Annotated in this window: 22 protein-coding genes; 14 read left to right on the top strand and 8 right to left on the bottom strand. The window is 64.2% G+C overall.

Going from position 1 to position 24,652, the window contains the following annotated elements; translation table 11 throughout:
* Positions 1-91 precede the first annotated feature (91 nt).
* The 5 genes from METLW3_RS0120160 to METLW3_RS0120140 all read right to left on the bottom strand — a co-directional run bounded on the left by METLW3_RS0120160 (position 92) and on the right by METLW3_RS0120140 (position 6,692).
* The gene (locus METLW3_RS0120160; protein WP_024881615.1) at positions 92-2,053 is read right to left on the bottom strand and encodes a heme lyase CcmF/NrfE family subunit; all 1,962 of its coding nucleotides are present in this window, start codon (positions 2,051-2,053) and stop codon (positions 92-94) included.
* Positions 2,054-2,204: 151 nt separating this feature from the next.
* Positions 2,205-2,645 (bottom strand): cytochrome c maturation protein CcmE, encoded by a 441-nt coding sequence (ccmE, locus tag METLW3_RS0120155; RefSeq protein ID WP_024881614.1) that lies wholly within the window; start codon positions 2,643-2,645, stop codon positions 2,205-2,207.
* A gap of 1 nt (position 2,646) precedes the next feature.
* Positions 2,647-3,753 carry a c-type cytochrome biogenesis protein CcmI gene (ccmI, locus tag METLW3_RS0120150; protein ID WP_024881613.1) on the bottom strand — a complete coding sequence of 369 codons (1,107 nt, stop codon included), beginning with the start codon at positions 3,751-3,753 and terminating at the stop codon, positions 2,647-2,649.
* A 58-nt stretch (positions 3,754-3,811) separates the two neighbouring features.
* Entirely contained in the window at positions 3,812-5,233 is a 1,422-nt protein-coding gene (locus METLW3_RS0120145; RefSeq protein WP_024881612.1) for a deoxyribodipyrimidine photo-lyase, read from the bottom strand.
* A gap of 4 nt (positions 5,234-5,237) precedes the next feature.
* A complete protein-coding gene (locus METLW3_RS0120140) occupies positions 5,238-6,692 on the bottom strand; it encodes an amino acid permease (protein ID WP_024881611.1) in 1,455 nt (484 codons plus the stop codon).
* Between the two features lie 310 nt (positions 6,693-7,002).
* Between METLW3_RS0120140 and METLW3_RS0120135 the strand changes: the two genes are divergently transcribed.
* Positions 7,003-7,974, top strand: coding sequence for an LLM class flavin-dependent oxidoreductase (locus METLW3_RS0120135; RefSeq protein ID WP_024881610.1), 972 nt, complete (start codon positions 7,003-7,005; stop codon positions 7,972-7,974).
* A 79-nt stretch (positions 7,975-8,053) separates the two neighbouring features.
* Here the strand turns inward: METLW3_RS0120135 and METLW3_RS0120130 are convergent, their stop codons facing one another.
* The gene (locus METLW3_RS0120130) at positions 8,054-8,548 is read right to left on the bottom strand and encodes a heme-binding protein (protein WP_024881609.1); all 495 of its coding nucleotides are present in this window, start codon (positions 8,546-8,548) and stop codon (positions 8,054-8,056) included.
* Between the two features lie 298 nt (positions 8,549-8,846).
* Between METLW3_RS0120130 and METLW3_RS0120125 the strand changes: the two genes are divergently transcribed.
* The 12 genes from METLW3_RS0120125 to METLW3_RS0120065 all read left to right on the top strand — a co-directional run bounded on the left by METLW3_RS0120125 (position 8,847) and on the right by METLW3_RS0120065 (position 21,743).
* Complete coding sequence (locus METLW3_RS0120125) at positions 8,847-9,476, top strand: XRE family transcriptional regulator (RefSeq protein WP_024881608.1); 630 nt, start codon at positions 8,847-8,849, stop codon at positions 9,474-9,476.
* Between the two features lie 246 nt (positions 9,477-9,722).
* Positions 9,723-10,670 carry a family 2A encapsulin nanocompartment shell protein gene (locus tag METLW3_RS0120120; RefSeq protein WP_024881607.1) on the top strand — a complete coding sequence of 316 codons (948 nt, stop codon included), beginning with the start codon at positions 9,723-9,725 and terminating at the stop codon, positions 10,668-10,670.
* A gap of 186 nt (positions 10,671-10,856) precedes the next feature.
* On the top strand, positions 10,857-13,067 hold the full coding sequence (locus METLW3_RS0120115) for a family 2A encapsulin nanocompartment cargo protein cysteine desulfurase (protein ID WP_024881606.1): 2,211 nt from the start codon (positions 10,857-10,859) through the stop codon (positions 13,065-13,067).
* 266 nt (positions 13,068-13,333) lie between these two features.
* Complete coding sequence (locus METLW3_RS0120105) at positions 13,334-13,777, top strand: Rrf2 family transcriptional regulator (RefSeq protein ID WP_024881605.1); 444 nt, start codon at positions 13,334-13,336, stop codon at positions 13,775-13,777.
* A gap of 249 nt (positions 13,778-14,026) precedes the next feature.
* Positions 14,027-16,363 carry a DUF1549 and DUF1553 domain-containing protein gene (locus tag METLW3_RS0120100; RefSeq protein ID WP_024881604.1) on the top strand — a complete coding sequence of 779 codons (2,337 nt, stop codon included), beginning with the start codon at positions 14,027-14,029 and terminating at the stop codon, positions 16,361-16,363.
* A 38-nt stretch (positions 16,364-16,401) separates the two neighbouring features.
* The gene (locus METLW3_RS0120095; RefSeq protein ID WP_024881603.1) at positions 16,402-17,859 is read left to right on the top strand and encodes a DUF1501 domain-containing protein; all 1,458 of its coding nucleotides are present in this window, start codon (positions 16,402-16,404) and stop codon (positions 17,857-17,859) included.
* A 128-nt stretch (positions 17,860-17,987) separates the two neighbouring features.
* The gene (locus METLW3_RS0120090) at positions 17,988-18,401 is read left to right on the top strand and encodes a hypothetical protein (protein WP_024881602.1); all 414 of its coding nucleotides are present in this window, start codon (positions 17,988-17,990) and stop codon (positions 18,399-18,401) included.
* 20 nt (positions 18,402-18,421) lie between these two features.
* Complete coding sequence (locus tag METLW3_RS0120085; protein ID WP_024881601.1) at positions 18,422-19,312, top strand: dienelactone hydrolase family protein; 891 nt, start codon at positions 18,422-18,424, stop codon at positions 19,310-19,312.
* A gap of 18 nt (positions 19,313-19,330) precedes the next feature.
* The gene (locus METLW3_RS0120080; protein WP_024881600.1) at positions 19,331-19,873 is read left to right on the top strand and encodes a sulfurtransferase; all 543 of its coding nucleotides are present in this window, start codon (positions 19,331-19,333) and stop codon (positions 19,871-19,873) included.
* A 7-nt stretch (positions 19,874-19,880) separates the two neighbouring features.
* Positions 19,881-20,444: a peroxiredoxin gene (locus METLW3_RS0120075; RefSeq protein ID WP_024881599.1), complete on the top strand. Its 564-nt coding sequence runs from the start codon at positions 19,881-19,883 to the stop codon at positions 20,442-20,444.
* A gap of 35 nt (positions 20,445-20,479) precedes the next feature.
* A complete protein-coding gene (locus tag METLW3_RS0120070; protein WP_024881598.1) occupies positions 20,480-20,971 on the top strand; it encodes a cytochrome c in 492 nt (163 codons plus the stop codon).
* A 31-nt stretch (positions 20,972-21,002) separates the two neighbouring features.
* A complete protein-coding gene (locus METLW3_RS0120065) occupies positions 21,003-21,743 on the top strand; it encodes a cytochrome b/b6 domain-containing protein (protein ID WP_024881597.1) in 741 nt (246 codons plus the stop codon).
* Between the two features lie 1,181 nt (positions 21,744-22,924).
* Here the strand turns inward: METLW3_RS0120065 and METLW3_RS0120060 are convergent.
* Both METLW3_RS0120060 and METLW3_RS0120055 read right to left on the bottom strand, forming a co-directional pair.
* Complete coding sequence (locus tag METLW3_RS0120060; protein ID WP_024881596.1) at positions 22,925-23,329, bottom strand: DUF1398 family protein; 405 nt, start codon at positions 23,327-23,329, stop codon at positions 22,925-22,927.
* Positions 23,330-23,362: 33 nt separating this feature from the next.
* Positions 23,363-23,818 carry a MarR family transcriptional regulator gene (locus METLW3_RS0120055; RefSeq protein WP_024881595.1) on the bottom strand — a complete coding sequence of 152 codons (456 nt, stop codon included), beginning with the start codon at positions 23,816-23,818 and terminating at the stop codon, positions 23,363-23,365.
* A gap of 180 nt (positions 23,819-23,998) precedes the next feature.
* On the opposite strand from METLW3_RS0120055, the gene METLW3_RS0120050 reads away from it, so the two are divergent.
* Positions 23,999-24,568 (top strand): invasion associated locus B family protein, encoded by a 570-nt coding sequence (locus tag METLW3_RS0120050; RefSeq protein WP_024881594.1) that lies wholly within the window; start codon positions 23,999-24,001, stop codon positions 24,566-24,568.
* The last annotated feature ends 84 nt before the right edge of the window (positions 24,569-24,652 follow it).

Raw genomic sequence — 24,652 nt, 5'->3', positions numbered from 1 at the left:
CCTGCGGGCCCCTCATCCGACCCCGCTTCGCGGGGCCACCTTCTCCCACGAGTGGGAGAAGGAAGAAGGGAGAGATTCCGCGCCATTCCCATCACTCCGCGGCCTGTGGCTGCGCAGCCGTGCGGGCGCGGCTGGCGACGCCGATGCGCAGGCGGCGATCGGCGAGCGACAGGCCGCCGCCGAGCGCCATCACCACCGCGCCGAGCCAGATCAGCAACACCAGCGGCTTGTAATAGAGCCGCGCGTCCAGCGTGCCGTCCTCATGCTGCTCGCCGAGCGCCGCATAGACCTGCCCGAGGCCGAGCGTGACGATGCCCGCCTCCGTGCGCGCCATGCGCCGCGCCTGATAGAAGCGCTTCGCCGGCTCTATGCGCGCGATGGTCTCGCCACCCTTGCGCAGCGCCATGACGGCGTAAGTTTCCGCATAATTGGGGCCGGCGCGCGAGGCGATGTCCTCGATCGTGATTTGGTAGGGGCCGACCTCTTGGGCGACGCCCGGCTTCATGGCGACGATCTGCTCGACGCCCCAGCCAGTCGCGGCGAGGCCGAGCAGCGACAGGCCCATTCCCGCATGGGCGATCGACGTTCCCCAGGCCGAGAGCGGCAGCCCGCGCAAACGTGCGAGCGCATTTCCTTGCGCGGCGCGCTGCGCAATATCGGTGAAGGCGCCGATGACGAGATAGACGGCGAGCCCGGCGCTCACAATGGAGAGAACCGGCGCGCCATAGAGCGCGCCGAAAGCCGCCAGCGCGACGACGCCCGCCGCAAAGGCAGCGCGCAGCCGCTGCACGGCGGCGAGGAGATCGCCGCGCTTCCAGGCGAGCATTTGGCCGATCGGCATCAGCAGCACGAGCGGCAGGGCGATCGGGATCAGCACCGTGTCGAAGAAAGGCGCGCCGACGGAAATTTTGTCGCCGGTCAGCGCCTCCAGCGCCAGCGGATAGAGCGTGCCGATGACGACGGTCGCGCAGGCGACCGTCAGCAGCAGATTATTGACGACCAGCGCGCCCTCGCGCGAGATCGGCGCGAAGAGGCCGCCCGTCGGCAGAGCGCTGGCCCGAAAAGCGAACAGCGCCAGCGCGCCGCCGATGAAGGCGACGAGTATGGCGAGAATGAACACGCCGCGCTGAGGATCGCTGGCGAAGGCGTGCACCGAGGTGAGCACGCCGGAGCGCACGAGGAAAGTGCCGAGCAGCGACAGCGAGAAGGCGAGAATCGAGAGGAAGATCGTCCAAACCTTCAGCGCCTCGCGCTTCTCCATCACCGCCGCGCAATGCAGCAGCGCCGTGCCGGCGAGCCAGGGCATGAGCGAGGCGTTCTCGACCGGATCCCAGAACCAGAAGCCGCCCCAGCCCAAAGTGTAATAGGCCCAGTAGGAGCCCATTGCGATGCCGAGCGTCAGGAAGATCCAGGCGGCGAGCGTCCATGGCCGCACGAAGCGCGCCCAGGCGGCGTCTATGCGTCCGCCGATCAGCGCCGCCGCGGCGAAGGAGAAGACGATCGAGAAGCCGACATAGCCGAGATAGAGCAGCGGCGGATGAATGGCGAGGCCGGGGTCTTGCAGAATTGGGTTGAGGTCGCGGCCCTGCCAGGGCGGATCGGCGACGCGCGCGAAAGGATTGGAGGTGAGCAGGATGAAGGCGAGAAAGGCCGCGCCCATCAATCCCTGCACGGCGAGCGTGTCGGCGCGCAGCAAATCCGGCATGGCGCGCGAGAGCAGAGCGATGGCCGCGCCGCAGGAGGAGAGCACGAGCACCCACAGCAGCATGGAGCCTTCGTGATTTCCCCACACGCCGGAGATTTTATAGATCATCGGCTTTAAGGAATGGGAGTTCTCGATCACATTGACGAGCGAGAAATCCGAGACGACATGCGCATAGGTCAGCGCGCCATAGGCCGTGGCGACGAGGAGAAATTGCGCCACCGCCACAGGGCGCGCGACGCGCATCAGCGACACATCGCGAAGCCGCGCGCCGACGAAGGGAAGAATGGCCTGCGCCAGCGCGAGAGCCAGCGCCAGAACGAGCGCGAAATGGCCGGTCTCGACGATCATATCTTCACCCCTCCCGAGGCGTGATGGCGAACGAAGCGATGCGAGAGCGCGGGCGCGGCTCTGGATTGCTTCGTCGCTCCGCTCCTCGCAATGACGGCTTCGTCATTGCGAGCGACGCGAAGCAATCCAGGGCCGCGGGGCGTTCCGTGACTCACTTCTTCTCTCCCTGCCACACGCCCTGCTTTTTCAGCGAGTCGGCGACTTCGCGCGGCATGTAGCGCTCGTCGTGCTTGGCCAGCACGCTGTCGGCGCGAAAGGCGCCGTCTGCGCCCAGCGCGCCATCGACGACGACGCCCTGTCCCTCGCGGAAGAGGTCCGGCAGCAGGCCCTTATAGGCGACGGCGAGATCGGCGGTTCTGTCGGTGACGGTGAAGGCGACGTTGCGATCATCGCCGCGCTGCACCGAGCCTTCCTTGACGAGGCCGCCGATGCGCAGCCTGGTCCCCGGCGCGACATGCTTTTGCGCGAGCTCGGCCGGCGAATAGAAGAACACGATATTGTCGCGCAGCGCGAACAGCACCAGCCCGACGGCGATAGCGAGAACCGCGAGCGCGCCGGAGATGAGCGCGAGCCTCTTGCCCTTGCGAGTCATATCAACCTCCAACGCCCAATTCGCGCGCCAGCGCATCGACGCGGGCGAGACCATCCTTGTCCTGCGCGAGCGCCTTGTGGGCGCCGTCGAGCGCGGTCTTGGCCTTTTCCGTCTCGGCCAGCACGCTATAGGCGCGGATGAGCCGCAGCCAGCCCTCGACATCGGCGCCGTCCTGCGCGAGCTTGCCGCGCAGCCGCTCCACCATTGTGCGAATGGCGTCCATTCGCTGCGCCTCGGGCATTGCGGCGATCTTCGCGCCTTCCTCGCTCGCCGGCGCGGATTCCGGCGCAGGCGCGCCGCGCAATTGCGCGAGCAGTGTTTCGACGCGCGGACGCCAAGGGGCGTCGGCTGGACCGTCGGCGAGCAGCTCGGACCAGACCTGCTCGGCCTTTTCGCGCGCGCCCGTCTGCGCCGCCTCGAGGCCCTTGTAGAAGCGCGCCATGGCGGATTTCGGGTCGAGCGCCAGCGCCGCATCGAACTCGCTCATGGCCTCCGCCGTCACGCGGCCTTCCGAGGCCAGCAAGCGCGCTTCGCCCAGCGCATTGTGGCGATGCGGCGTCGGCCCCAGCAGGCGCAGCGCTTTCTCATAGGCGGCGGCGGCCTCGGCCGGGCGGCCATTGCGCAGATAGAAGGGCGCAATCACCTCATAGCCGCGTCCATCCTCGGGATGTTCGGCGAGATGCGCCTCGATGCGCGCCACGGCGCTCGCTATGTCGGTGTGGCCGGGCTTGGCCTCCAGCCGCGCCTCGAGCGAGGCGTCCGGCAGATCGGGACGGCCGAGCTTGCCATAGAGCAGCAGAGTGAGAGCGGGGATCAGAATGATCGCGCTCGCCGCCGCCACAATGGCGTTGCGGCGGGAGGAGGCGGCGGCGCCAGAGCTCACGCCGCGGGCGCGCAGCAGGCGGCGGGCGGCCTCGGTCCGCGCGGTCTCGGCGTCGGCGGCGGAAAGGCGCCCCTCGGCGCTCTCGCGCTCGATCTCGGCGATCTGCTCCTCGAAAAAGGCGATGTCGGGGGCGGCGGCGTCGGCGGCGTCGCTTTTGCGGGCGAGCGGCCATAGCACGCTCATGACTGCGGCGCCGGTCAGTAGAGCGAAGAGAAGCCAGATCATGGCCCGGCTGTTTAGAGGGAATCCGACTAAGAGGGAAGGGAGATAGAATTTCCGCGCGTCATCGCGAGCGGAGCGTGGCGAAAGCTTCGAGCGCTCTTTGGCGCGCGGCGGCGTGATCGACGATGGGGCGCGGATAGGTCTCGCCGAGCGTGACGCCGGCCTCGCGCAGAACGCGCTCCGGCGCGGCCCAGGGCTTGTGGATGTATTTGGCGCCGAGCTGCGCCAGCTCCGGGACGAAGCGGCGGATGAAAGCGCCGTCGGGATCGAATTTCTCGCCCTGCAGCACGGGATTGAAGATGCGGAAATAAGGCGCGGCGTCGGCGCCGCAGCCGGCGACCCATTGCCAATTGCCGGAATTATTGGCGAGATCGGCGTCGACCAGCGTGTCCCAGAACCAGCTTTCGCCCTCCCGCCAGGGAAGCAGCAGATGCTTCACCAGAAAGGAGGCGGCGACCATGCGCAGGCGATTGTGCATGAAGCCCGTGCGCCACAGCTGGCGCATGGCGGCGTCGACCAGCGGATAGCCGGTCTCGCCTTTTCGCCAGGCGGCGAGGGCGCCTGCGTCATTCGCCCAGGGGAAGCGCGCGAAGGATTTGTCGAGCGGCGCCTCCGGCATATCGGGATGGGCGGCGAGCAGATGGTGGCAAAATTCCCGCCAGCCGAGCTCGCGCAGAAAGGCGAGGCGGCCTTCTTGCGGAGCGTCGATAGTCGCGCTCCAAATCTGCAATGGCGTAATCTCGCCCCAATGGAGATGCGGCGAGAGGCGCGAGGCGCCGTCCCTCGCCGGAAAATCCCGCAGCAGAGCATAGGCGTCTATGCCATCGCGCAGAAAAGCGGCGAGGCGGCGATGCGCGCCGGCCTCGCCCGGCCGCCAGGTCTCGCGCAGGCCTTGCGCCCAATCCGGCTTTTTCGGCTGCAGCCGCCAATCGTCGAGCCGATCGCTCGCGGGCGCGGGCGCTGCGTGGAGCTTCTTCGGCGCGGGGAGAGGCGGCGCCGGCTGCAGAAGCTCGGCGAGCGCGCGCCAGAAGGGCGTGAAGACGCGGAAGGGCTTCCCTTGCGCATTGCAGACCGAGCCCGGCTCTGCGAGCAGCGCGCCGGGGAAGCTTTGCGCGGTGACGCCCTTCTCGTGCAACTTCGCCTGGAGCTGCGCGTCGCGCGCTATTGCCCAGGGCTCATAGATTCGGTTGCAATAGACGGCGGCGGCGCCGGTCTCCGCGGCGAGACGCAGCAATTCCGCCTGCGCGTCGCCGCGCCGCAGCGTCAGCGGCGCGCCGCGCTTTTCGAGATCGCGAGAGAGGGCGGCGAGGCTCTCGCGCAGCCACCAGCGCGAGGCGCCGCCGAGCCGCCATTCGCCGCCTTCGTCCTCGTCCAGAATGAAGGCGGCGATGAGCGGCGCGCCGGAGGCGGCGGCGGCGCTCAGGGCGGAATTATCGGCGAGCCGAAGATCGCGCCGAAACCAGACTATGGCCGGCGCGCTCAACGCCTCACCTGCGGCGGGTGCGCAGGCTGCCGTAGAAATAATAGAGCGCGAGCCCGGCCGCCATCCAGACGAAGAGGCGGATCCAGGTTTCGATCGGCAGCGCGCCCATCAGCGCGAGGCAGGAGAAAATGCCGCAAATCGGCACCCACGGAATGCCCGGCGCGCGGAAGGGGCGATGCAGTTCCGGCCGGTTGCGACGCAGATAGAGCACCGCGCCGCAGACGAGCGCGAAAGCGGAGAGCGTGCCGATCGACACCATCTCGTCGAGAATCTCTATGGGGAAGAGGCCGGCGGCGATCGCCACCAGCATGCCGACGACGATCTGGCTGATCGCCGGCGTTTTATAGACCGGGTGCAGCCTGGCGAAGACGGGCGGCAGCATGCCGTCATGCGCCATCGAGTAGAAGACGCGCGTCTGGCCGAAGAGCAGCGCCAGAATGACGGTGGTGAGGCCGGCGAGCGCGCCGATCTTGACGGTCCAGGCCATCCAGGGGGCGCCGGTGGCGTCCATCGCCACGGCGATCGGGTCCGGCACATTGAGCGCCGTGTAGGAGACGACGCCCGTCGCCACGCCGGCGACGCCGATGAACAGCACGGTGCAGATGGCGAGCGAGCCGATGATGCCGATCGGCACGTCGCGCTGCGGCAGCTTCGCCTCCTGCGCCGCCGTCGAGACGGCGTCGAAGCCGATATAGGAGAAGAAGACGACGGAGGCGCCGCGCAGCACGCCGCTCCAGCCGAAATGGCCGAATTCCCCGGTGTTCTCGGGCACGAAAGGCGTCCAATGCGCCGTGTCGATATAGGAGACGCCGAAGAAGATGACGATCAGCACCACGCCGAGCTTCAGGAAGACGATGAAATTATTGAACATGGAGGATTCGCGCGTGCCGCGCGCCAAGAGCAGCGAGAGCGCCAGTATCACCAGCGCGGCCGGCAGGTTGAAGACTCCATGGCCGGCCTCGGAGAAATAGGCGGTGGTCCATTGTGGCGGCAAATTTATGCCGATTCCATGCAGCACGCGGTTGAAATAGCCTGCCCAGCCGACCGCCACCGTCGCGGCGCCGAGCCCATATTCGAGCACGAGATCCCAGCCGATGATCCAGGCGAAGATCTCGCCGAGCGTGGCGTAAGTATAGGTGTAGGCGCTGCCCGAGACGGGAATGAGCGCGGCGAGCTCCGAATAGCAGAGCGCCACGAAAGCGCAGGCGAGTCCCGCGAGCGCGAAGGAGATGACGACGCCCGGCCCGGCGAATTTCGCCGCCACAGTGCCGGTGAGCACGAATATGCCGGCGCCGATGATGCCGCCTATGCCGAGCGCGGTGAGCGAGACCGGCCCGAGCGCGCGCGCGAAATTGCCGCCTTCCTCGAGGTGATTTTCAGCGAGAATTTCGTCTACGCTCTTGCGGGCGAAAAAATTGCGCGTCGGCGCGGATGCGCCGGTCGTCGTGTCTTGCACCACGAGAAGACCCCTTCTCAGCGAATGGCGTTCGCGCGAAAGCGCGCGGCCCCTGATCGGGGCGGGATTATGGTTGCGCTGTGAAAAGGTTACAAGAGGCGCAGGCTCGAGCGGGCGTCATCGTGGGCGTCGTCCCGGGCGTTGTCGCATTTCCGACGCGGGCCTCGCGTCGAAGGCGTGGGCGAAACGGCTCGCGCGGCGGAAGCTCGCAGTTCTGCGCATAAAAATCGAGGTTTTCGCACGGGCGGCTCGGTTGTTGCAGGACTTACGTTCAATTTCCCCGGCGCGTGGCCGGGCCAGCTGGAGCGGCGCGATGAATCCGCGTTTTGGTTACCTGTGCCTGTTCGACAATCCGACCTTGGAGGCGGGCCGCGCATTGACGCGCCAGCTCATATTGGTGCGCGAAGCCGAGCGCATGCGCTTCGACGATATCTGGTTCGCCGAACGTCATTTCGACGATTATTTTCCGAGCGGCGCCAACTCTGTCATGCTCGGCTATGCGGCAGGCGTCACCATGCGGGCGCGCATCGGCTCGGCGTCCTTTCTGCCGGCGCTGCGCGATCCGATCCAGCTCGCCGAAGATGTCGCCAGCATCGATCTCTTGACCAAGGGCCGGTTCAGCTTCGGCGTCGCCAGCGGCGCCGATTTTCCCAAGCAGACGGTCAATTTCGGCGTCGCGCCGGAAGACGCCAACGAGCGCGGCCTGGAGGCGTTGGAGCTCGTCGAGCGCCTGCTGCTGGAGAGCGAGGTCACGCATAAGGGCAAATATTTCCAGGTGGAGAAGCTGAGCCTCTCGCCGCGGCCGGAGCAGAAGGTTCCGACCTGGATCGCGACGACGACGGAGAGCACGATCCGCCTCGCTGCGCGCAAGGGCTATGGGCTCATGGCGTCGGCGACCTGCACGAATGACGAGCTGCATCGCATTCTCGGCGTCTACAAAGACGAGGCGCCCGACGGCGACCCGCGTCTGGTGCTCGCGCGCTTCGGCTTTGCGACACAGGAACGCGCCGAGGCGGTGTCGATCGCGACCCCCTATCTCGAGGATTTCTGCGCCAAGGCCAACGCCGCGCGCGCCGAGGGCGAGGCGGCGCTCGATCCGCAGGCGCTTTTGTCCATGTCGCTGGTCGGCAGCTTCAAGGAGGTCGCGGATCGGGTGAACAGCCTGAACGAGGAGTTCGGCGTGCATGGCATAGCGATGGCGCCCACCACCTCGCAATTCGACACGGTGAAGCGCTGTCTCGCGGCTTTCGTCGACGAGATTCGTCTGCGTCTGCCGGTGGATTGATCGAGCGCTTTCCGATCGAACGGAAAGCGCTCTCGAGGCGAGAGAGCCGCTCGGTCGAGCGGCTCTCCGAGCTGTTGCTCTATTTGAGCTGGTCGGCGACCTTGTCGATGCCGGCCTTGGCGCAGGCTTCGTCCTTGTCGCCGCCCGGCGCGCCGGAGACGCCGACGGCGCCTATGACCACATCGCCCGCCTTGATCGGCAGAGCGCCCTGCGCCGCGATCACATTGGCGAGATGCACGGCGCTCAGCGTCGGATTGTCCTTCACGCGCTGCGCGAATTCACCCGACGGCGTGCGGAAGGTGCGCGAGGTGTAGGCCTTGCGATGGCTGTTCTCGAAAGTATGCGGCGAGGAGCCGTCGCCGCGAATGGCGATGAGGATCTGGCCCTGCTCGCCGACGACGGTGACCGAGATGCGATAGCCCTGCTGATAGCAGACGTCATAGGCGGTCTGCGCAATGGCCAGCGCGGTCGGGGTCGGCAAGATCTTCTGTGTGAGCAACTCGGCGTTGGCGGGCGCCGCAGTCGCGGCGACGGCGCCGAGAGCGACGAAAGAGGCGAGGAGTTTCGACGGCATGGGCTCTCCGGGGAAGAGGAAATTCTGCTCCGCATCCCGATGGGGATGATAAGCCTATCAATGTTATAGAATTAATTAGCCGTCAAGGCCACGCTCCTGAGCAGGTGACGGGATGATCTCGGTCGCGAACACGCCGCCAGGCGCAGTGAGCATTCTCCTAAAATGCAAATAAAAGAACGAAAAATCCGCAGTGTGGCGAATAGGTCGCGCTTGCCGAAGAAAAGCCGGGAGCCCGTCATAATTCTTGACCGGGGCTGGAATGGCAGATTAAAAAATATTTAGAAAATAGGAGTTGTCGATGAGTAGATTCCGTCGTTCGTCCGACTCCGATCCGCCCCGCAATGAAGGCTCCGCGCGCCTCGCCGATACGGTGGCGCGGCGCCTCGGGCGGCTGATCGCGCGCAAAGGCCGCACGCTCGAGCGGCTCGCCGAGCTGAGCGGCGTCGAACTGGATGAGCTGCGGTCGATCGAGTCCGGGGCCAAGGCGCCGACGATCGCCCATTTGTGGCGCATCGCCAATGCGATCGGCGTTCCCTTCGGCAGCCTCGTCGCCTCGCAGGAGCGCAGCGGCGTGCTCGTCATGCGCAAGGCCAGCCCGCGGCTGATCGGCTCTCAGGACGGCAATTTTCTCTCGCGGCCCTTGTTTCCCTATGACAGCGCCCGGCCGGTGGAATTCTATGAGGTGACGATCGCGCCGCTGCATCAGGAGCGCGCCGAGGCCCATGCTCCCGGCGCGAAGGAGACGCTGGTCGTCGCGCAGGGCGAGATCGAGATCATCGCCGGCCGCGAGCCGCCGGTGACGCTCGCCACGGGCGACGCCGTCGATTTTCTCGCCGATGTGCCGCACAGCTATCGCAATCTCGGCGAGACGCCGGCGAGCTTCTTTCTCGTCATGTCCTATGCCCCGGCCGAGGCGGGCGAGGCGTGAAGGCGAAGCTCACACACCATATCGTTCTTGTAGACGTATAGTAAGTGAATATAAAAAGATAAGTATTTGAAAGTAGTAAAATTTTCTACTTTGAATACTATTGATTTGCCTGGGGGACGACTGTAGTTATCGCTCGCGGTTCGGATTCGTCCCGCCGCGCTTTTTCGATGACGGCCGACGTTTATCGGCGTCCGCGCGAGCTAAAGCTAGCGTCGGCGCCGGGCGCATCGTTCGAGGAATGAACCCATGACCACGGAACCAGAAGTCCGGCGGACGCTGAGCGAATCTGCGGCCCGCCAGCTCGCCAATGCGACCAAGACGAGAGCGCAGTGGTCGGGCATTACGCCGCGCTGGCTCGTGTCCTTTCTGCCTTGGACGCCCGTCGAGGCCGGCATCTACCGGCTGAACCGCGTCAAGGAGGAGGGCGCCCTCACCGACGCCGACGTGACCTGCAGCCCGGCCCGCGACCGCGACGCCGATCTGCCGGAGACCTTCGTCGATTACGAGGATCATCCGCGCGAATATTCGATGAATGCGGTCACGACCGTGCTCGACGTGCAGACCCGCGTCTCCGACCTCTACAGCCATCCTTACGATCAGATCCAGGAGCAGGTCCGGCTGCTCACGGAGAAGGTCAAGGAGCGGCAGGAGAGCGAGCTCATCAACAATGCCGAATACGGCCTGCTCGCCAACGTGCATCCGTCCATGAAAATCAGGACGCGGACGGGCGCGCCGACGCCGGACGATCTCGACGAGCTCATCACCAAGGTCTGGAAGGAGCCGGCCTTCTTCCTCGCGCATCCGCGCGCCATCGCGGCCTTCGGTCGCGAATGCACCCGCCGCGGCGTGCCGCCGCCGACCGTCACCCTGTTCGGCTCGCCCTTCATCACCTGGCGCGGCCTGCCCTTGGTGCCGAGCGACAAGCTCTTCATCGACGAGTCCGGCAAGACCAATATTCTGCTGCTGCGCACGGGCGAGAAGAAGCAGGGCGTGATCGGCCTGTTCCAGCCGGGCATTCCCGGCGAGGTCGCGCCGAGCCTCTCGGTGCGCTTCATGGGCATCAACCGCAAGGCCATCGCCTCCTATCTCATCTCGCTCTATTGCTCGGCCGCCGTGCTGACGCATGACGCGCTCGGCGTGCTCGAGGGCGTAGAGGTGGGCAAGTTCCACGATTACGGCGACAAATACGTCTGAGCGCATCGGGTCCCGCTTCGGCGGAACCCGAGTGATCGGCTGAAGCTTTCCTCATCCTGAGGAGGCGGGCGTAGCCGCCGTCTCGAAGGACGAGGAATGCTTCATTCGCCATCTTCTGGCGCTCGCGGGTGACGCTCTTGCGGCTTCTTGCGACGGAAGAGCTTTCGACAGAGACGAGGAATGATCATGTCTTCTGCGCCGTCCAATTCCGCGGCCTTCGGCGCCACCGCGCCGGATGCGCCCTCCGAGGAGACGCTGACGCGCCATGGAGCGCCGGCCTTTCCAGATCCGGCCATGATCGCCCGCCTCGCCAATGCTTTTTTCCAGGCCTCGCCGCAGGCTTCGTCCAGCGAGTCTCCGGCGACGCTCTCGCCCGGCGCGCCCATTGTGCCGCCGATGCAGCCCGAGGCGCCGGCGCCCTCCATCGTCACCAGCGTCGCGCCCTATGCGCCGGCGCGGGCGCCCGTGGGGCCGCCGGACGTTCCGCCGACGACGATTCCCTCCATCGCGCCGACGCCCAATCTCTCCGCGCCCTCGGCGCCGGTCGGCTTGCAGCCGGCGGTCCCGCCCTATGGGCTCTCGGATGTTCCCCAGCCGGGCGCTTCCGCCGGGGCCTTCGAGCCGGGAAGCCCTTCGGCGGCGGCGATCGATTATTCCGCCATTCCCAACACGCTGGCGCAATATGGCGGCGCCGCGCCCGTGCAGGCGCCGGCGCCCTATGGCGGTTATGATCCCGACTCCGTTCCGGGCGGCGTGAAGGCCGCGCCGGTGGACAATCTCTATTTCCTGCATGAGCGCGCGCCCGCGGTCGCGCCGGGCTCCGTTCCCGCGGACCCGTCGCTCTCGCTCGTCGACCGCTATGACGCCGATGTCGCGCCGGCGCCCGCCACGCCCGATGCGGCGCCGGAGAGCTTCGCCTATTCCGGCCCCTCGGAGGCCGATCCGCATCGCGTGTCGGACGCTTTCGCGCTGGGGACGCCCAATGTCGCAATGCCGGAAATCTCCGGCCAGGAGCGCAGCTTCGCGCCCGGCGCCGCCGGCCCCGCCGCGACCGATTCACTCTATTTCCTCGATCGCGCCGGCGCCGTTCCCGCCACGCCGAAGACGGCGCCGCAAGAGCCGCAGGGCTATGCGCCGCAGCTCGCCGCCAGCGCGCCGGCGAGCAGAGCCGCTTTCGACCCCTATGCGGTGAAGCGCGACTTCCCCATTCTGCAGCAGCAGGTGCATGGCAAGCCGCTGGTCTGGCTCGACAATGCGGCGACGACGCAAAAGCCGCAGGCCGTCATCGATCGGCTCGCGCATTTCTACGAATATGAGAATTCCAACATTCATCGCGCGGCCCATGCGCTGGCGGCGCGCTCGACCGACGCCTATGAGGCCGCGCGCGAGAAGGTGCGCCGCTTTCTGAAAGCGCCTTCGGTCAAGGACATCATCTTCGTGCGCGGCGCGACCGAGGCGATCAATCTGGTCGCCCAGGCCTGGGGCCGGCGCAATGTGCAGGCGGGGGACGAGATCGTCGTCTCCTGGCTCGAGCATCACGCCAATATTGTGCCCTGGCAGCAGCTCTGCGCCGAGAAGGGCGCACGGCTGCGCGTCGCGCCGGTGGACGACCGCGGCCAGATCATCCTCGAGGAATACGAAAAGCTGCTTGGTCCCAAGACGCGAATCGTCTCGGTGACGCAGGTCTCCAATGCGCTCGGCACGGTGACTCCGGTGCGCGAGATCACGGCCATGGCGCATCGCCATGGCGCGCGCGTGCTCATCGACGGCGCGCAATCGGTCTCGCATATGCCGGTGGACGTTCAGTCGATCGGCTGCGACTTCTTCGTCTTCTCCGGCCATAAGGTGTTCGGCCCGACCGGAATAGGCGTCGTCTATGGCACGGACGAGGTTCTCGCCGACATGCCGCCCTGGCAGGGCGGCGGCAATATGATCGCCGACGTGACCTTCGAGAAGACCATCTATCAAGGTCCGCCGGAGCGTTTCGAGGCCGGCACCGGCAATATCGCCGACGCCGTCGGCCTCGGCGCCGCGCTCGACTATATCGAATCGATCGGCATGGAGGTGATCGCCCGCTACGAGCATGATCTCCTCCTCTACGCGACCGAGAAGATGCGCCTCGTGCCGGGCCTCACCTTCATCGGCACGGCGGCGGAGAAGGCGAGCGTGCTCTCCTTCGTGCTCGACGGCCATCGCACCGAGGAGGTCGGCAAGGCGCTGGACCGCGAGGGCATAGCGGTGCGCGCCGGCCATCATTGCGCGCAGCCGATTCTGCGCCGCTTCGGCCTCGAGGCGACGGTGCGGCCGTCGCTCGCCTTCTACAATACATGCGCCGATGTCGATGCGCTGGTCGCCGCGCTCTTGCGCCTGCAGAGCGGACGCGCCGGCTTTCTCTGAGGGACGCCGCTCATCGCTCCTGGAGAGTGATCCGATCCAATCGGCTCGGATCACGCATCTCGATTCCAATCCCTGAGCGAATTCTGATCGATCGAACGATTCCGTTCGATCGGATCGCGCTCGCGCGGCGAGAAAAACCTTCTTTCGCGACGCCGGAGCGCATCGTCCCGATCTTCCCCCGAATGTTTTGACGAAAGGTCTATCGTCTTTATTGACTTCTTGACTCGCCAACAATAGTCTACTGTTTTTATAGACGAGGTGGCCAGGTGCTGACGAAAAAGGGCAAATACGGCATCAAAGCCATGAGCTATCTCGCGCGTTTCGAGCCGGGGCGAACAGTGCCGGTGCAAGAGATCGCGACGACGCAGCGCATCCCCAAAAAATTTCTGGACGCCATTCTCTGCGAGCTCCGCAATCTCGGCTATGTCAGCTCCAAAATGGGCAAGGGCGGCGGCTACACGCTGGCCCGCCCGGCCGAGACGATCACCGTCGGCAATATCATCCGCGCGCTCGACGGTCCGCTGGCGCCGCTGCCTTGCGCCAGCAAGACGCGCTACCAGCCCTGCGACGATTGCGTCGATGTCGAAAAATGCGCCGTCCGGCTGGTGATGCAGGATGCGCAACGGGCTCTGTCCGGCGTGCTCGACAATTGCACGCTCGCCCATGTTCGCGACCTCGCCGATGAGGTCGCGCTCTGCTACGAGATCTGATCTTCCAATCGCTTCGGAATTTCGCGTAAGGCGCCTCGGCGCGCGCGACGCCATGCGCGCGACGACCTGCGAAACGTTGCTTTTTTCGATGAGAAGTCGATCTTCTTTGTAGACTTAATGGATATAGTCGCCTAAAGTCCCCCTCGAGCCACGAAGATGCGAGCGCGCAATGGTGCGCCGACGGAACGCGGTCGTCACGTAAGCATATGACGCCGATAGGCAATAGAGAAAAGACGAGGTTGCGGGCACATGACGAAAACCTTGAAACGATCCGTGATCGCAATGATGTTGAGCGCCTCCGCGGCGGCCCTCGCGATCGCCGAAGAGCAGAAGGCGCCGGCCGCCGCCACGACCGAGTCGCCGCGCGCGAGCAAGCCGCATTGGGCGTGGCAGCCGGCCTACCAGCCCTTCGCGCCGAATGTGCAGAAGAAGGATTGGTCGCATTCCTCCTTCGACGCTTTCGTGCTCTCCAAGATCGAGGCGCGCGGCCTAGCTCCCTCGCCGGACGCCGATCGCGCCACCTTCATCCGCCGCGCGACGCTGGACGCTTGGGGTCTCATCCCCACTCCCGACGAGGTCGCGGCCTTCGAGAGCGATGCGAGCCCTGACGCCTATGAGAAGCTCATCGACCGCCTGCTCGCCTCGCCGCGCTATGGCGAGCGCCAGGCTCGCTTCTGGCTCGACCTCGCGCGCTACGCCGACAGCACCGGCTTCCAGAACGACAATAACCGGCCGAACATGTTTCGCTATCGCGATTACGTGATCAAGTCGTTCAACGAGGACAAGTCCTATTCGCAGTTCATCCGCGAGCAGATCGCGGCGGACGAGATTGCGCCCGGCAATCAGGAGCTGCTGGTCGCGACCGGCTTCCTCGCCGGCTATCCGGACAACAGCAATTCGCGCGATCTGGTGCAGCGCAAATATCAGATCACCACGGATATGGTCGACACGGTCGGCCAGGCGATCCTCGGCACGACGGTCGGCTGCGCGCGCTGCCACAATCACAAGACCGATAAATTCACGCAGAAGGATTATTATTCGCTGCAGGCCTTCTTCGCCAACACCGCCTTCGACGAGAAGGCGCCCGCCAATAAGGGCGAGGTGGAGGCCGAGTTCCTGAAGGAGCAGGCCGTCTATAACGAGGCGACCAAGAACATTCGCGCGCGGCAGAAGGAGATCATCGATTCGGTTCGCGAGGCGGCGCTCAAATATCACAAGGAGCGCTATCTGACCGACAGCCGCGAATCGATCTTCAAGGCGAAGGATCAGTGGAACGCGCTCGACCGCTGGGTCAATCACCGGCTCGACGAGGTGACAAACGACGCCGCGCTCGCCGGCTTCCTGCGCTACGCCGCCGACGACAAGAGCGCGCCGGAGCACAGCGAGGAGATCGTCAAAAAGGCGGACGAATATCAGAAGCTCACGCAGGAGCTGCGCAAGTTCCAGAATCTGCGCTCGAACAAAGGCTCGCTGACCTACACCGCCGCCACCGAGCTCGGCCATAGCGACGCGCCGCCCACGCATATTCTCTTTGTCGGCAATCACGAGAAGCCGCTCGACGAGGTGCAGCCCGCCTTCCCGGAGGGCATCACGAGCGAGCTTCCCGACATCAAGCCGACGGCGACCTCCTCCGGCCGCCGCACCGCGCTCGCCGACTGGCTGGTGAGCGAAAAGAATCCGCTCACCGCGCGCGTCTTCGTCAATCGTGTGTGGAACCAATATTTCGGCAAGGGCATCGTCGGCACGGTCAGCGATTTCGGCAAGGCCGGCGACAAGCCGACCAATCAGGAGCTGCTCGACCATCTCGCCTTCACTTTCGTGAAGGACGGCTGGAGCGTGAAGCGGCTGCATCGCTCCATTCTGCTCTCGGCGACCTATCGCCAGTCCTCTGACTATCGCGAGGATGTCGCCAAGGCCGATCCCGAGAACAAGCTGCTCGCCGTCTTCCCGCGCAAGCGCCTCGAGGCGGAGGAGATTCGCGATTCGATCCTGCTGGCGTCCGGCAGCCTGAACGAGCATATCGGCGGACCGAGCGTGTTTCCGCCCATTCCCGCCAATCTCATCGGCGGCGGCAATTTCAACAACACCGATCCCGCCTGGGCGACGTCGAAAGACCCCCAGGACTACACGCGCCGCAGCCTCTATATCTTCACGCGGCGCAGCCTGCCCTATCCGCTGCTCGAAACCTTCGACATGGCGAATCCGCAGCAGATCCACAGCAAGCGTGACGTGACGACGACGCCGCTGCAGGCGCTGACGCTCTACAACAGCGACCTCATCTTCCAATGGTCGCAAGCGCTCGCCGGCCGCGTGATCGAGGAGGCCGGCGACAATGAAGCCGCGCAGCTCGATCGGCTCTATCTCGTGCTGTTCGGCCGCAAGCCGAGCGAGCAGGAGACGAAGGCGCTGCACGCCTTCCTCGATCAGCATCAGAAGACGATCGCCGAGAAGGCCGAGAACGGCAAGCTCTCGATTGCTGTGCCGGTGACGACGAAAGCGCATTTCGTCGATCCGCTGCGCGCTTCGGCCTTCGTCGATCTCGTGCACACGGTCGTGAACAGCAACGACTTCGTCTACCGCTTCTAAAAGACACCACAGCAATCTGAACCGAGGGGAGCAGACAAATGCTCATCAAGACATCGCGTCGCGAATGGCTGCGCAGCGCAGCCTATGGAGTGGGTGGTTTCGCCGTCGGCGGCATGATGCCGGGCGGCGGCTGGCTCGGCGTTCCGCAGGCCAATGCGGCGACTTTCGTCGATCCGCTGGCGTCCAAGCAGCCGCATTTTCCGGCGAAGGTGAAATCGGTCATCTGGCTGCATATGGACGGCGCGCCCAGCACGCTCGATCTCTATGACTATAAGCCCGAGCTCGAGCGCCTCGCCGGCCAGGACATTCCGGCCTCCTTCCTCGAGGGCATCAAGACCTCGACACAGGGCGGCGTCGGCAAGCTCTTCGTCTCCAACAAGCGCAGCTGGAAGCAATATGGCCAGAGCGGCGCCTGGTTCTCCGACCTGCTGCCGAATCTCGCGCAACAGGCCGACAAGCTGACCTTCGTCAAATCGAGCGTCACCGTCGGCGCCACGCATGACATCTCGATCCTGAAGCTCAACACCGGCGATCTTTCCCCCGGCCGGCCGTCGCTCGGCGCCTGGGTCGCTTATGCGCTCGGCTCGGCCAATCCCGATCTGCCGCCCTATGTCGTGCTCTATGGCGGCCAGCGCGAGCCGCGCGCGGGCTCGGTCAATTGGAGCTCGGGATTCCTGCCGGCGGTCTACCAGGGCACGGCCTTCCGTCCGGGCGCGCAGCCGATCCTGCATCAGGCGCCGCCGGAGCTGATCGGCCTGCAGCAGCAGCGCGAGAGCCTCGACCTGCTGCATCAGCTGAACGATATTCGCTCCGCTGCGCGGCCGCAGGACAGCGAGCTCGCCGCGCGCACCAATTCCTATGATCTCGCCTATCGCATGGAAGCGACCGCGCCCGAGGCCGTCGATCTCTCCAAAGAGACCGCCGCCACCAAGGCGCTCTACGGCCTCGATGACGAGGCGACGCGCGACATGGGCACGGTGCTGCTGCGCGCCCGTCGTCTCGTCGAGCGCAACGTGCGCTTCGTGCATGTCGTGTCGGGTCCGATCGCGGGTCTCGGCCAGGGCGACGACGCCAGCTGGGACGCGCATCGCCAGCTCGAGAGCAATCACAGCGCCCATGCGCGCGCGATCGACAAGCCGGTCGCCGGCCTGCTCGCTGACCTCCAGTCGCGCGGCCTTCTCGACGATACGCTCATCGTATGGACGTCGGAGTTCGGCCGCACGCCTTACGGCCAGAGCGGCGACGGTCGCGACCATAATCCCTGGGGCTATACGCAATGGCTCGCCGGCGGCGGCCTGAAGCATGGCCTCACCTATGGCCGCACCGACGAGATCGGCCTCAAGACCGTCGCGAATCCGGTCGACACCTATGACCTGCATGCGACCGTGCTGCAGCTCCTCGGCCTCGATCACCTCAAGACGATCTATCTGCGCGCCGGCCGCGCCGAGCGTCCGACGGTTGTTTACGGCAAGGTCGTGAACGACATTCTTGCCTGATCAGACTCGCCGGAGCCCGCGAGGCTCCGGCGCGACACGCCGATCGAGCTCGCGGCGCGCGTCGCGAGATCGCAGCGGCGCGTCCTCGGCACAGACGAAACCTCGAGGCAGGATTGTAAGAAAGCGCCATGAGCCGCATCTCAGCTTATCGAAATTCTTACGCGCGTCTCGCCCTCTGCGCGATCCTGATCGCCACGCCGGCGCTGGCCGCCTTGGACCTGCGCGATTACGACGACGATCTGATGCGCGATCTCGAAAAGACGATCAAATATTTCGAGCCGGACATCACCGCGCAAAATTCGCAGGCCGCGAAAGAGGATGCGGAAGTGCTGCTCGACGGATTCCGTTATACGGAAGATTATTTCGCCAAGCGCGGCAAGGACGACGCGGTGGCGATCTCCCGTGACGGATCGCGCCTCATCGCCGATGTCGTCGCCAAGGTCGACAAAGGTGAGTTCGACGCCGCCGCCGCTTCCGCGCGCGAGGCGACGCAAGTCTGCAAAACCTGCCACGAAATTTACAAGCCCCGACTCGCACGTTGAGAGACCCGAGGAACAGACCCATGACGCGTAAGACCGCAAACGAGTTCCCGCCCGGAATATTGAAGCTCTTCGATCTCTTCGTGCATGGCGACATCGACCGTCGCGGCTTTGTCGAGGGCGCCAAGAAGATCGCCATCGGCGCCGCCGCCGCGACCGCCTTCCTCGACGAGCTGCTGCCGCGCTTCGCCGAGGCGGAGGTCGTCAAGAAGGACGATCCGCGCATCGTCGGCAAGACGCTCGAGGTTCCTTCGCCAGACGGAACTGGAACGGTGAAGGGCTATTTCGTCCAGCCCGCCAAGGTGGAAGGCAAGCTGCCGACCGTCCTCGTCATCCACGAGAATCGCGGCCTCAATCCGCATATCGAGGACATCGCCCGCCGCCTCGCGCTGGCCAATTTCGTCGTCTTCGCGCCGGACGCGCTGGCGCCGCTCGGCGGCTATCCGGGCGACGAGGACAAGGCCCGCGAGCTCTTCACCAAGCTCGATCAGGCCAAAACGCGCAATGATTTCATCGCCGCCTATGGCGCGCTGAAGACCTGCCCGATCGGCAATGGCAAGGTCGGCGCGGTCGGCTTCTGCTATGGCGGCGGCGTCGTCAATTTCCTCGCCACCAAGCTGCCCGATCTCGCGGCCGGCGTTCCCTTCTATGGCGCCCAGCCGCCGGCCGAGGAGGTCGCCAAGATCAAATCCCCGCTGCTCATTCAATATGCGGGCGTCGACGATCGCATCAACGCCGGCTGGCCGGCCTATGAGACGGCGCTGAAAGCCGCGCATGTCGATTATCAGGCTTTCGTCTATCCGGGCGTGCAGCATGGTTTCAATAATGACACGACGCCGCGCTATGACGCCGCGGCCGCCGAGCTCGCCTGGAAACGCACCGTCGATTTCTTCAATGCGCGTCTGCGCGCCTGAGAGAGAAAAGGAAATAGCATGAGAGCCTCGACGCTCTTCCTCGGCCTGGCGCTCGGCGTGGCGTTTTTCGTCGCCGGCGCCGATGCGCAGCAAGCCACTGCGCCCGCCGCCCCCGCCGCGGCGCCCGTCACGCCGCAGAATGATCCGGCCTATACCTACAAGACCCTGCGCCTCAATCGCGCCGCCTTCGACGCTCTGCTGGCGAAGCCGGAGGATCTTCTGGTTCTGGACATTCGCCGGCCCGACGAGCTGACCAAGGTCGGCGGCTTCCCGGTTTATCTGAGCATCCAGACCAAAGAGGTTCAGAAATATCTCTCCTATATTCCGCGTGACCGTCTCATCGTCACCGTGTCCAATCGCGCGCATCGCGCCGGCGCCGTCGGCGATATTCTCGCCGGCCTCGGCTTTCATGTCGTCGGCGCGATCGGCGTGCTCGATTATCAGGACGAGGGCGGAACTCTGACCAAGATCGCGCCGCCGGCTCCCGCCGCGACGGCTGCGGTTGCTGCTCCCGCCGCCGCCCCTGCCGCCGCGGCGGCTCCCAACTCTGGCGCCAAGTGAGGCCAAGATGCGTAAGCTCGCGATTTTCACCGCTCTCTCGGTCGCTCTCGCGGCCGCCCCGGCCTCCGCTGCGTTGAAGACGGGCGCCTCGGCGCCCGATTTCAGCGCCCCCGCCGCCATAGGCGGAAAGGACTTCGTCTTCTCTCTGGCCGAGGCGTTGAAGAAAGGCCCCGTGGTCCTCTACTTCTACCCCAAATCCTTCACGCGCGGCTGCACGATCGAGGCGCATGAGTTCGCCGAGAATTACGACAATTTCGCCGCGGCTGGCGCTTCGCTGATCGGCGTCTCCGCCGATACGATCGAGACGCAGCGCGATTTCTCTACCAAAGAGTGCCGCGACAAGTTCCCCGTCGCGGCGGACGCGAATTTTTCCGTCATCAACGCCTATGACGCAAAGCGCGACCGTCCGACGCAGAATGGCGACGCGGTTTCCGACCGCATCTCTTACGTCGTGACGCCGGACGGCAAAATCGGCTTGACCTATGTCAGCTCAGACCCGATCAAGCATGTCTCGGAGACGCTCCAATTCGTGCGGCAGTGGCAGGAGAGCCACAAACCCAGCAAGATTTGAGCCTAGCGTTCAACCTCAGCATAAAAGGGACGATCATGAGTCTGTATTCGAAGCGCTCGCTCGCTCTCCTCGGCGGCGCGCTCATCGCCGGTTGCGTCGCTCTGAATTCCGCCTCCGCGCAGGCGCCCGGCCCCACGCCGGCGAAAATCGCGGTGGAGAATCGCAAGGCGGAATTCGTGCTGATCGGCAATTTCTTCCGCTGGTTCGGCGGCGTCGCCAGAGGCAACGCCCCCTATGACGAGGCGGAGGCCAAGAAGCGCTCCGAGCGCATCGCCTATCTCGCCGGCCTGCTCGACGAGTCCTTCCCCGATGTCTCCAATGTCGGCGAGCCGGACAGCAAGGCGAAAGCCGAAATCTGGAAAGAGAAGGCGGAATTCGACAAGAAGCTCGCCAAGTTCAAGGAGGACGCCCATGTCTTCGCCGATGCGATCGGCAAGGAGAAGGGCGCGACGGAAGCCTTCAAGACCGCGGTCGCCAATCTCGGCCAGGATTGCAAGGGCTGCCACGACTCCTACAAGGCGAAGTAGTCAGGCCCGACATAGCGCGACGAGACGTAAGATGACGGTGATCGACAGGCCGCCCGAGACAGGGGCGGCGGACGCGCAAAAAGCAGAGCGTCTGGTGTGGGATTTGCCGGTGCGGCTGTTCCACTGGTCGCTCGTCGTCTCTTTCATCGGCGCCTATGTGACCAACAGGCTCGGCGTCGCCTGGTTCGACTGGCATGTCCGCTTCGGCTACGCCGTCCTCACGCTCGTCGTGTTTCGCGTGCTCTGGGGCCTCTTCGGCGCCAAGCACGCGCGCTTCGCGAGCTTTCTGCGGCATCCGCGGGAGGCGTGGTTCTATGCGCGAGGCCTGCTGCGCGGTGGGGCGCCGCTCTACGCCGGGCATAATCCGCTCGGCGCGCTGATGGTCGTAGGTCTGCTGCTCGGCCTATTGGCGCAAGCGACCATGGGCCTTTTCGCCAATGACGAGATTTTCAACGTCGGTCCCTTCGCCGGCGCGGTGAGCAAGGAGACGAGCCTGCTGCTCACCTCTTTGCACAGGAAGGGATTCTATGTGCTGGCGGCGGCGGTCTTCATTCATGTCGCGGCGGTGATCGCCTATGTGCTGGTGAAGCGCGAGAATCTCGTGCGCGCCATGGTCACGGGCTATAAGCGCGCCGAATCCGTGCATCCGAAGGACGAGATCACCACCTCCCGCCTGCCGCTGGCGGCGACCCTGTTGCTTGTCGTCGCCATCGCCCTCGCCGCGCTCACCTCGATCGCACCGGTGGCCAGCGCCGGCGGCGATGGGTTTTGAGGAGCGGACGCGCGGCGCCTTCCGCTTAGTGTCGGTCCGAGGACAAGTTGAATCGGATGAATGGGCTGTGAGTCCAATAGAGGCGGCCCGATTCTCGCGGAGATCGCCGATGTGGACGTATGAAAATCGCGCGCGCTTATGATCGTAGCAAATTGTGCTACCCCAGCGACGTGACGGACACGGGTTCAGACCGCTGTTTTACACGAAGCAAAAGCGCCAACAGCTCCACTTCGTTCAGCATAGTAAGCCGCGGCGCCTATTCCCGTGTCGTAAATGTTATGTCGAACCCCACGAAATCGACTACTTACATTTATTTCGTAGTAGTATATATCATACTAGTCCGACTGATCGGATCCAAACAGACTCGTGTTGTTGAGAAAAAAGCGAAGTTTACATCAAAATGTCTCCGTTCGTGCTGTCTATATTGAGATATCACGGGTATCTGCTAAACACCGATCTTCGCATATTTCTATATGCTCCTAGCACGCAACACGCATAAATTCCAAAAAAAATGATATCTGCTCCTGCTGCAATATTTAATGTTATTAACCATCTAATGGACCCATCAGTAATATATGATTTGAACTTTTCATCAAACGCCGCGATCATGATCAAAGTCGCTAGTAAAAATAAAAGGCACACGCAGCCGACGACAAAAAACCATAGGCTAGGACCAAATAAAGAACGCTTGCGCACGACTTGCGCGTATGCATAAAAATAGGATCTAAAATTGCACACTATTTCATATAAATAAAATATAAATGTTGATATATAATATATAAATATAGTTATCTTAATATAAGACACGTCGATGTTTGTCGCCTGTTCGACGAGCCTCATCATAAATAATAACGCGCAAAGAATAGCTGTATTTAAATATAAGATTGAAAACAGGGTATTTCCTTTTTGTCTTGCGCGTTCTCTCATAGCGAGCACCATATAGTCAGCGAAATTGACGAGCGTGCCGCCTTGTAACATTGGTACATCGAGACTCCCCGCTCCCTATAATCGATCAGCGGCATTTTCTTCATACTGCGGAATCACAAGGCCGGCTCGGAAGCTTCCAACATCTTTAACACGGGAGCGTGCCGGTCGCAGAAAATATGAAGTGAAATCAAGCACGCTTAGGTGAGACGCGCGGGAAACGAAAAGCCCGCCGGAGGGCAGGCTCCCGAATCGCATCAGCGCTGAGGGAAGGGCTCGACATGCGTTTCCGCCGTGCGGCCGAAATAGACGGCGCGGCGCCCGGAGAACGACACCAGATAGCCTGCGCAACCGCCTGTCATGACCTTCTCGCAGAAACCGAGATAGGTGTAGCCCGAAGCCGAATGCTGCGCTTCCTCGATCGCTGCTCGCAGAGCCGCGCCGTTCAGCGCGGCGGCGATCGGCGTGTGATGGCGATGCGTCGCAAGGACGACGCTTTCGCCGTCGGGCAGATAATAGGTCGCCGTCGCGCGGCGAAAATCGATCGAATAGCTTTCGAATCCCGCCTGCATCAGCTTCCCGACAATTTCTGGAAAGCTCAGACTATTGCTCTCGGCCGCCCGCAGACAGTATTCGGCGACTTCGGATATTCCAGCGTCCATGGTTGCTCCTTCGGCTATTGGGGGGGAGGGCGTTCAATCGAGGGGCATTTTCGTCAGGCCCAGTCGCGCGACCGTTTCGCGCAAAATCCGCTCGAGGACGCGTCGGTCTTCGGCGGAGAGGCTCCCGAAGCACGCGATCTCATTCTCGTCGGCCAGGGCCGCCAGCTCGGGCACGAAGCCGGCGCCTTTGCTGGTGAGCCGCAGCGTTTGCGCGCGTCCGTCCACTTCGCTCGCTTCACGCATGACGAGCGCCTTGGCGATGAGGCGGTCGGCCAGCTTGGTGACCGCTCCCCGCGTCAGGCTCATCTCGCTGGCGAGCCGGCTGGGCGAGGTCGGCTCCCGCTCGTAGAGACTTCGCATCAGTCCCCATTCGGCGACCGTCACATCCTTGTCGGCGAGCTTTCGGGCGAAGCCGAGCGAGACGTGATTGGAGACTTGGCGCAGCCAGTAGCCGAGATGATCGGTGAGATCAGGGATGCGGGACGGCATGACGAGAAGCTCTCAATTACTTTCCTTGGAAACTATCTCGAAAAGATTTCCTAGTCAATTACCTTTGCCGCCGCGCCATGTTGGGAAGCTCGAGCGCTGCACTACCTTGAGCGACAGCCGCGCCTAGGCTACCTAAGACCCAATCGCCTATCCGATCGTCTTCGCGCGTCGAGGCTCGTCATGGCTCGTCCTATCGCATCGGCTCTCGTCCTGCTTCTGCAGATTTCCGTCGCCCATGCGCTGGACCGGCCGAGCGCGCGTGCGGCGCCGCCGGCGAAGGCGCCCGCCGCTTCTCCCGCAGGAGAGGCGCCGCGCGTGTTCGGCGATTGGCGGCTGCGTTGCCTGGCGGCCGGAGGCGGGCAGACGGCGCATCGTAGCTGCGAGATTTTGCAATCCGTCCTCGTCAAGGACAAGAGCGCGACGATCGCGGAAATCGCCTTCGGCAAGCCGGATGGCGCGCAAGGGCTCTCCATGACGATCGTCGTGCCGGTCGATGTCGCCTTTCACGCGGCGCCGCGCGTGACGGTGAGCGACGCCGATCCGCAGCCGCTCGATCTCGTCTGGCGGCGCTGCGCCGCAGCGGGATGTTTCGCCAGCGTTTCTCTCGCCGAGCCGATTCTCGCCCGCTGGCGGACCTACGACGGGATGGGACGCATCGCCTTCAAGAGCGCGGCCGGGCAGGATGCGGCGCTGCCCGTCTCGTTTCGCGGCCTCGCGCCGGCGCTGGATGCGCTTGCGCGGGAGCATTGACGATCTGTGGCATAATTGCCACAGCCGTTGAAATTCGCCGAGCGCGAGACAAAAAACAGAAATTCATAGAAACACTTAAGTAAT

Origin of the sequence: Methylosinus sp. LW3 (assembly GCF_000527115.1) — a bacterium.
Lineage (GTDB): Bacteria > Pseudomonadota > Alphaproteobacteria > Rhizobiales > Beijerinckiaceae > Methylosinus.
Note: the sequence above shows the minus strand (reverse complement) of the source record. Positions and strands in the feature narration are given on the sequence as shown.

Coding starts and splice junctions, on each gene's coding strand:
- METLW3_RS0120160 (WP_024881615.1), bottom strand. CDS start 2,053: ATGATCGTCGAGACCGGCCATTTCGCGCTCGTTCTGGCGCTGGCTCTC.
- ccmE (WP_024881614.1), bottom strand. CDS start 2,645: ATGACTCGCAAGGGCAAGAGGCTCGCGCTCATCTCCGGCGCGCTCGCG.
- ccmI (WP_024881613.1), bottom strand. CDS start 3,753: ATGATCTGGCTTCTCTTCGCTCTACTGACCGGCGCCGCAGTCATGAGC.
- METLW3_RS0120135 (WP_024881610.1), top strand. CDS start 7,003: ATGAATCCGCGTTTTGGTTACCTGTGCCTGTTCGACAATCCGACCTTG.
- METLW3_RS0120130 (WP_024881609.1), bottom strand. CDS start 8,548: ATGCCGTCGAAACTCCTCGCCTCTTTCGTCGCTCTCGGCGCCGTCGCC.
- METLW3_RS0120125 (WP_024881608.1), top strand. CDS start 8,847: ATGAGTAGATTCCGTCGTTCGTCCGACTCCGATCCGCCCCGCAATGAA.
- METLW3_RS0120120 (WP_024881607.1), top strand. CDS start 9,723: ATGACCACGGAACCAGAAGTCCGGCGGACGCTGAGCGAATCTGCGGCC.
- METLW3_RS0120115 (WP_024881606.1), top strand. CDS start 10,857: ATGTCTTCTGCGCCGTCCAATTCCGCGGCCTTCGGCGCCACCGCGCCG.
- METLW3_RS0120100 (WP_024881604.1), top strand. CDS start 14,027: ATGACGAAAACCTTGAAACGATCCGTGATCGCAATGATGTTGAGCGCC.
- METLW3_RS0120095 (WP_024881603.1), top strand. CDS start 16,402: ATGCTCATCAAGACATCGCGTCGCGAATGGCTGCGCAGCGCAGCCTAT.
- METLW3_RS0120090 (WP_024881602.1), top strand. CDS start 17,988: ATGAGCCGCATCTCAGCTTATCGAAATTCTTACGCGCGTCTCGCCCTC.
- METLW3_RS0120085 (WP_024881601.1), top strand. CDS start 18,422: ATGACGCGTAAGACCGCAAACGAGTTCCCGCCCGGAATATTGAAGCTC.
- METLW3_RS0120080 (WP_024881600.1), top strand. CDS start 19,331: ATGAGAGCCTCGACGCTCTTCCTCGGCCTGGCGCTCGGCGTGGCGTTT.
- METLW3_RS0120075 (WP_024881599.1), top strand. CDS start 19,881: ATGCGTAAGCTCGCGATTTTCACCGCTCTCTCGGTCGCTCTCGCGGCC.
- METLW3_RS0120070 (WP_024881598.1), top strand. CDS start 20,480: ATGAGTCTGTATTCGAAGCGCTCGCTCGCTCTCCTCGGCGGCGCGCTC.
- METLW3_RS0120065 (WP_024881597.1), top strand. CDS start 21,003: ATGACGGTGATCGACAGGCCGCCCGAGACAGGGGCGGCGGACGCGCAA.
- METLW3_RS0120060 (WP_024881596.1), bottom strand. CDS start 23,329: ATGGACGCTGGAATATCCGAAGTCGCCGAATACTGTCTGCGGGCGGCC.
- METLW3_RS0120055 (WP_024881595.1), bottom strand. CDS start 23,818: ATGCCGTCCCGCATCCCTGATCTCACCGATCATCTCGGCTACTGGCTG.
- METLW3_RS0120050 (WP_024881594.1), top strand. CDS start 23,999: ATGGCTCGTCCTATCGCATCGGCTCTCGTCCTGCTTCTGCAGATTTCC.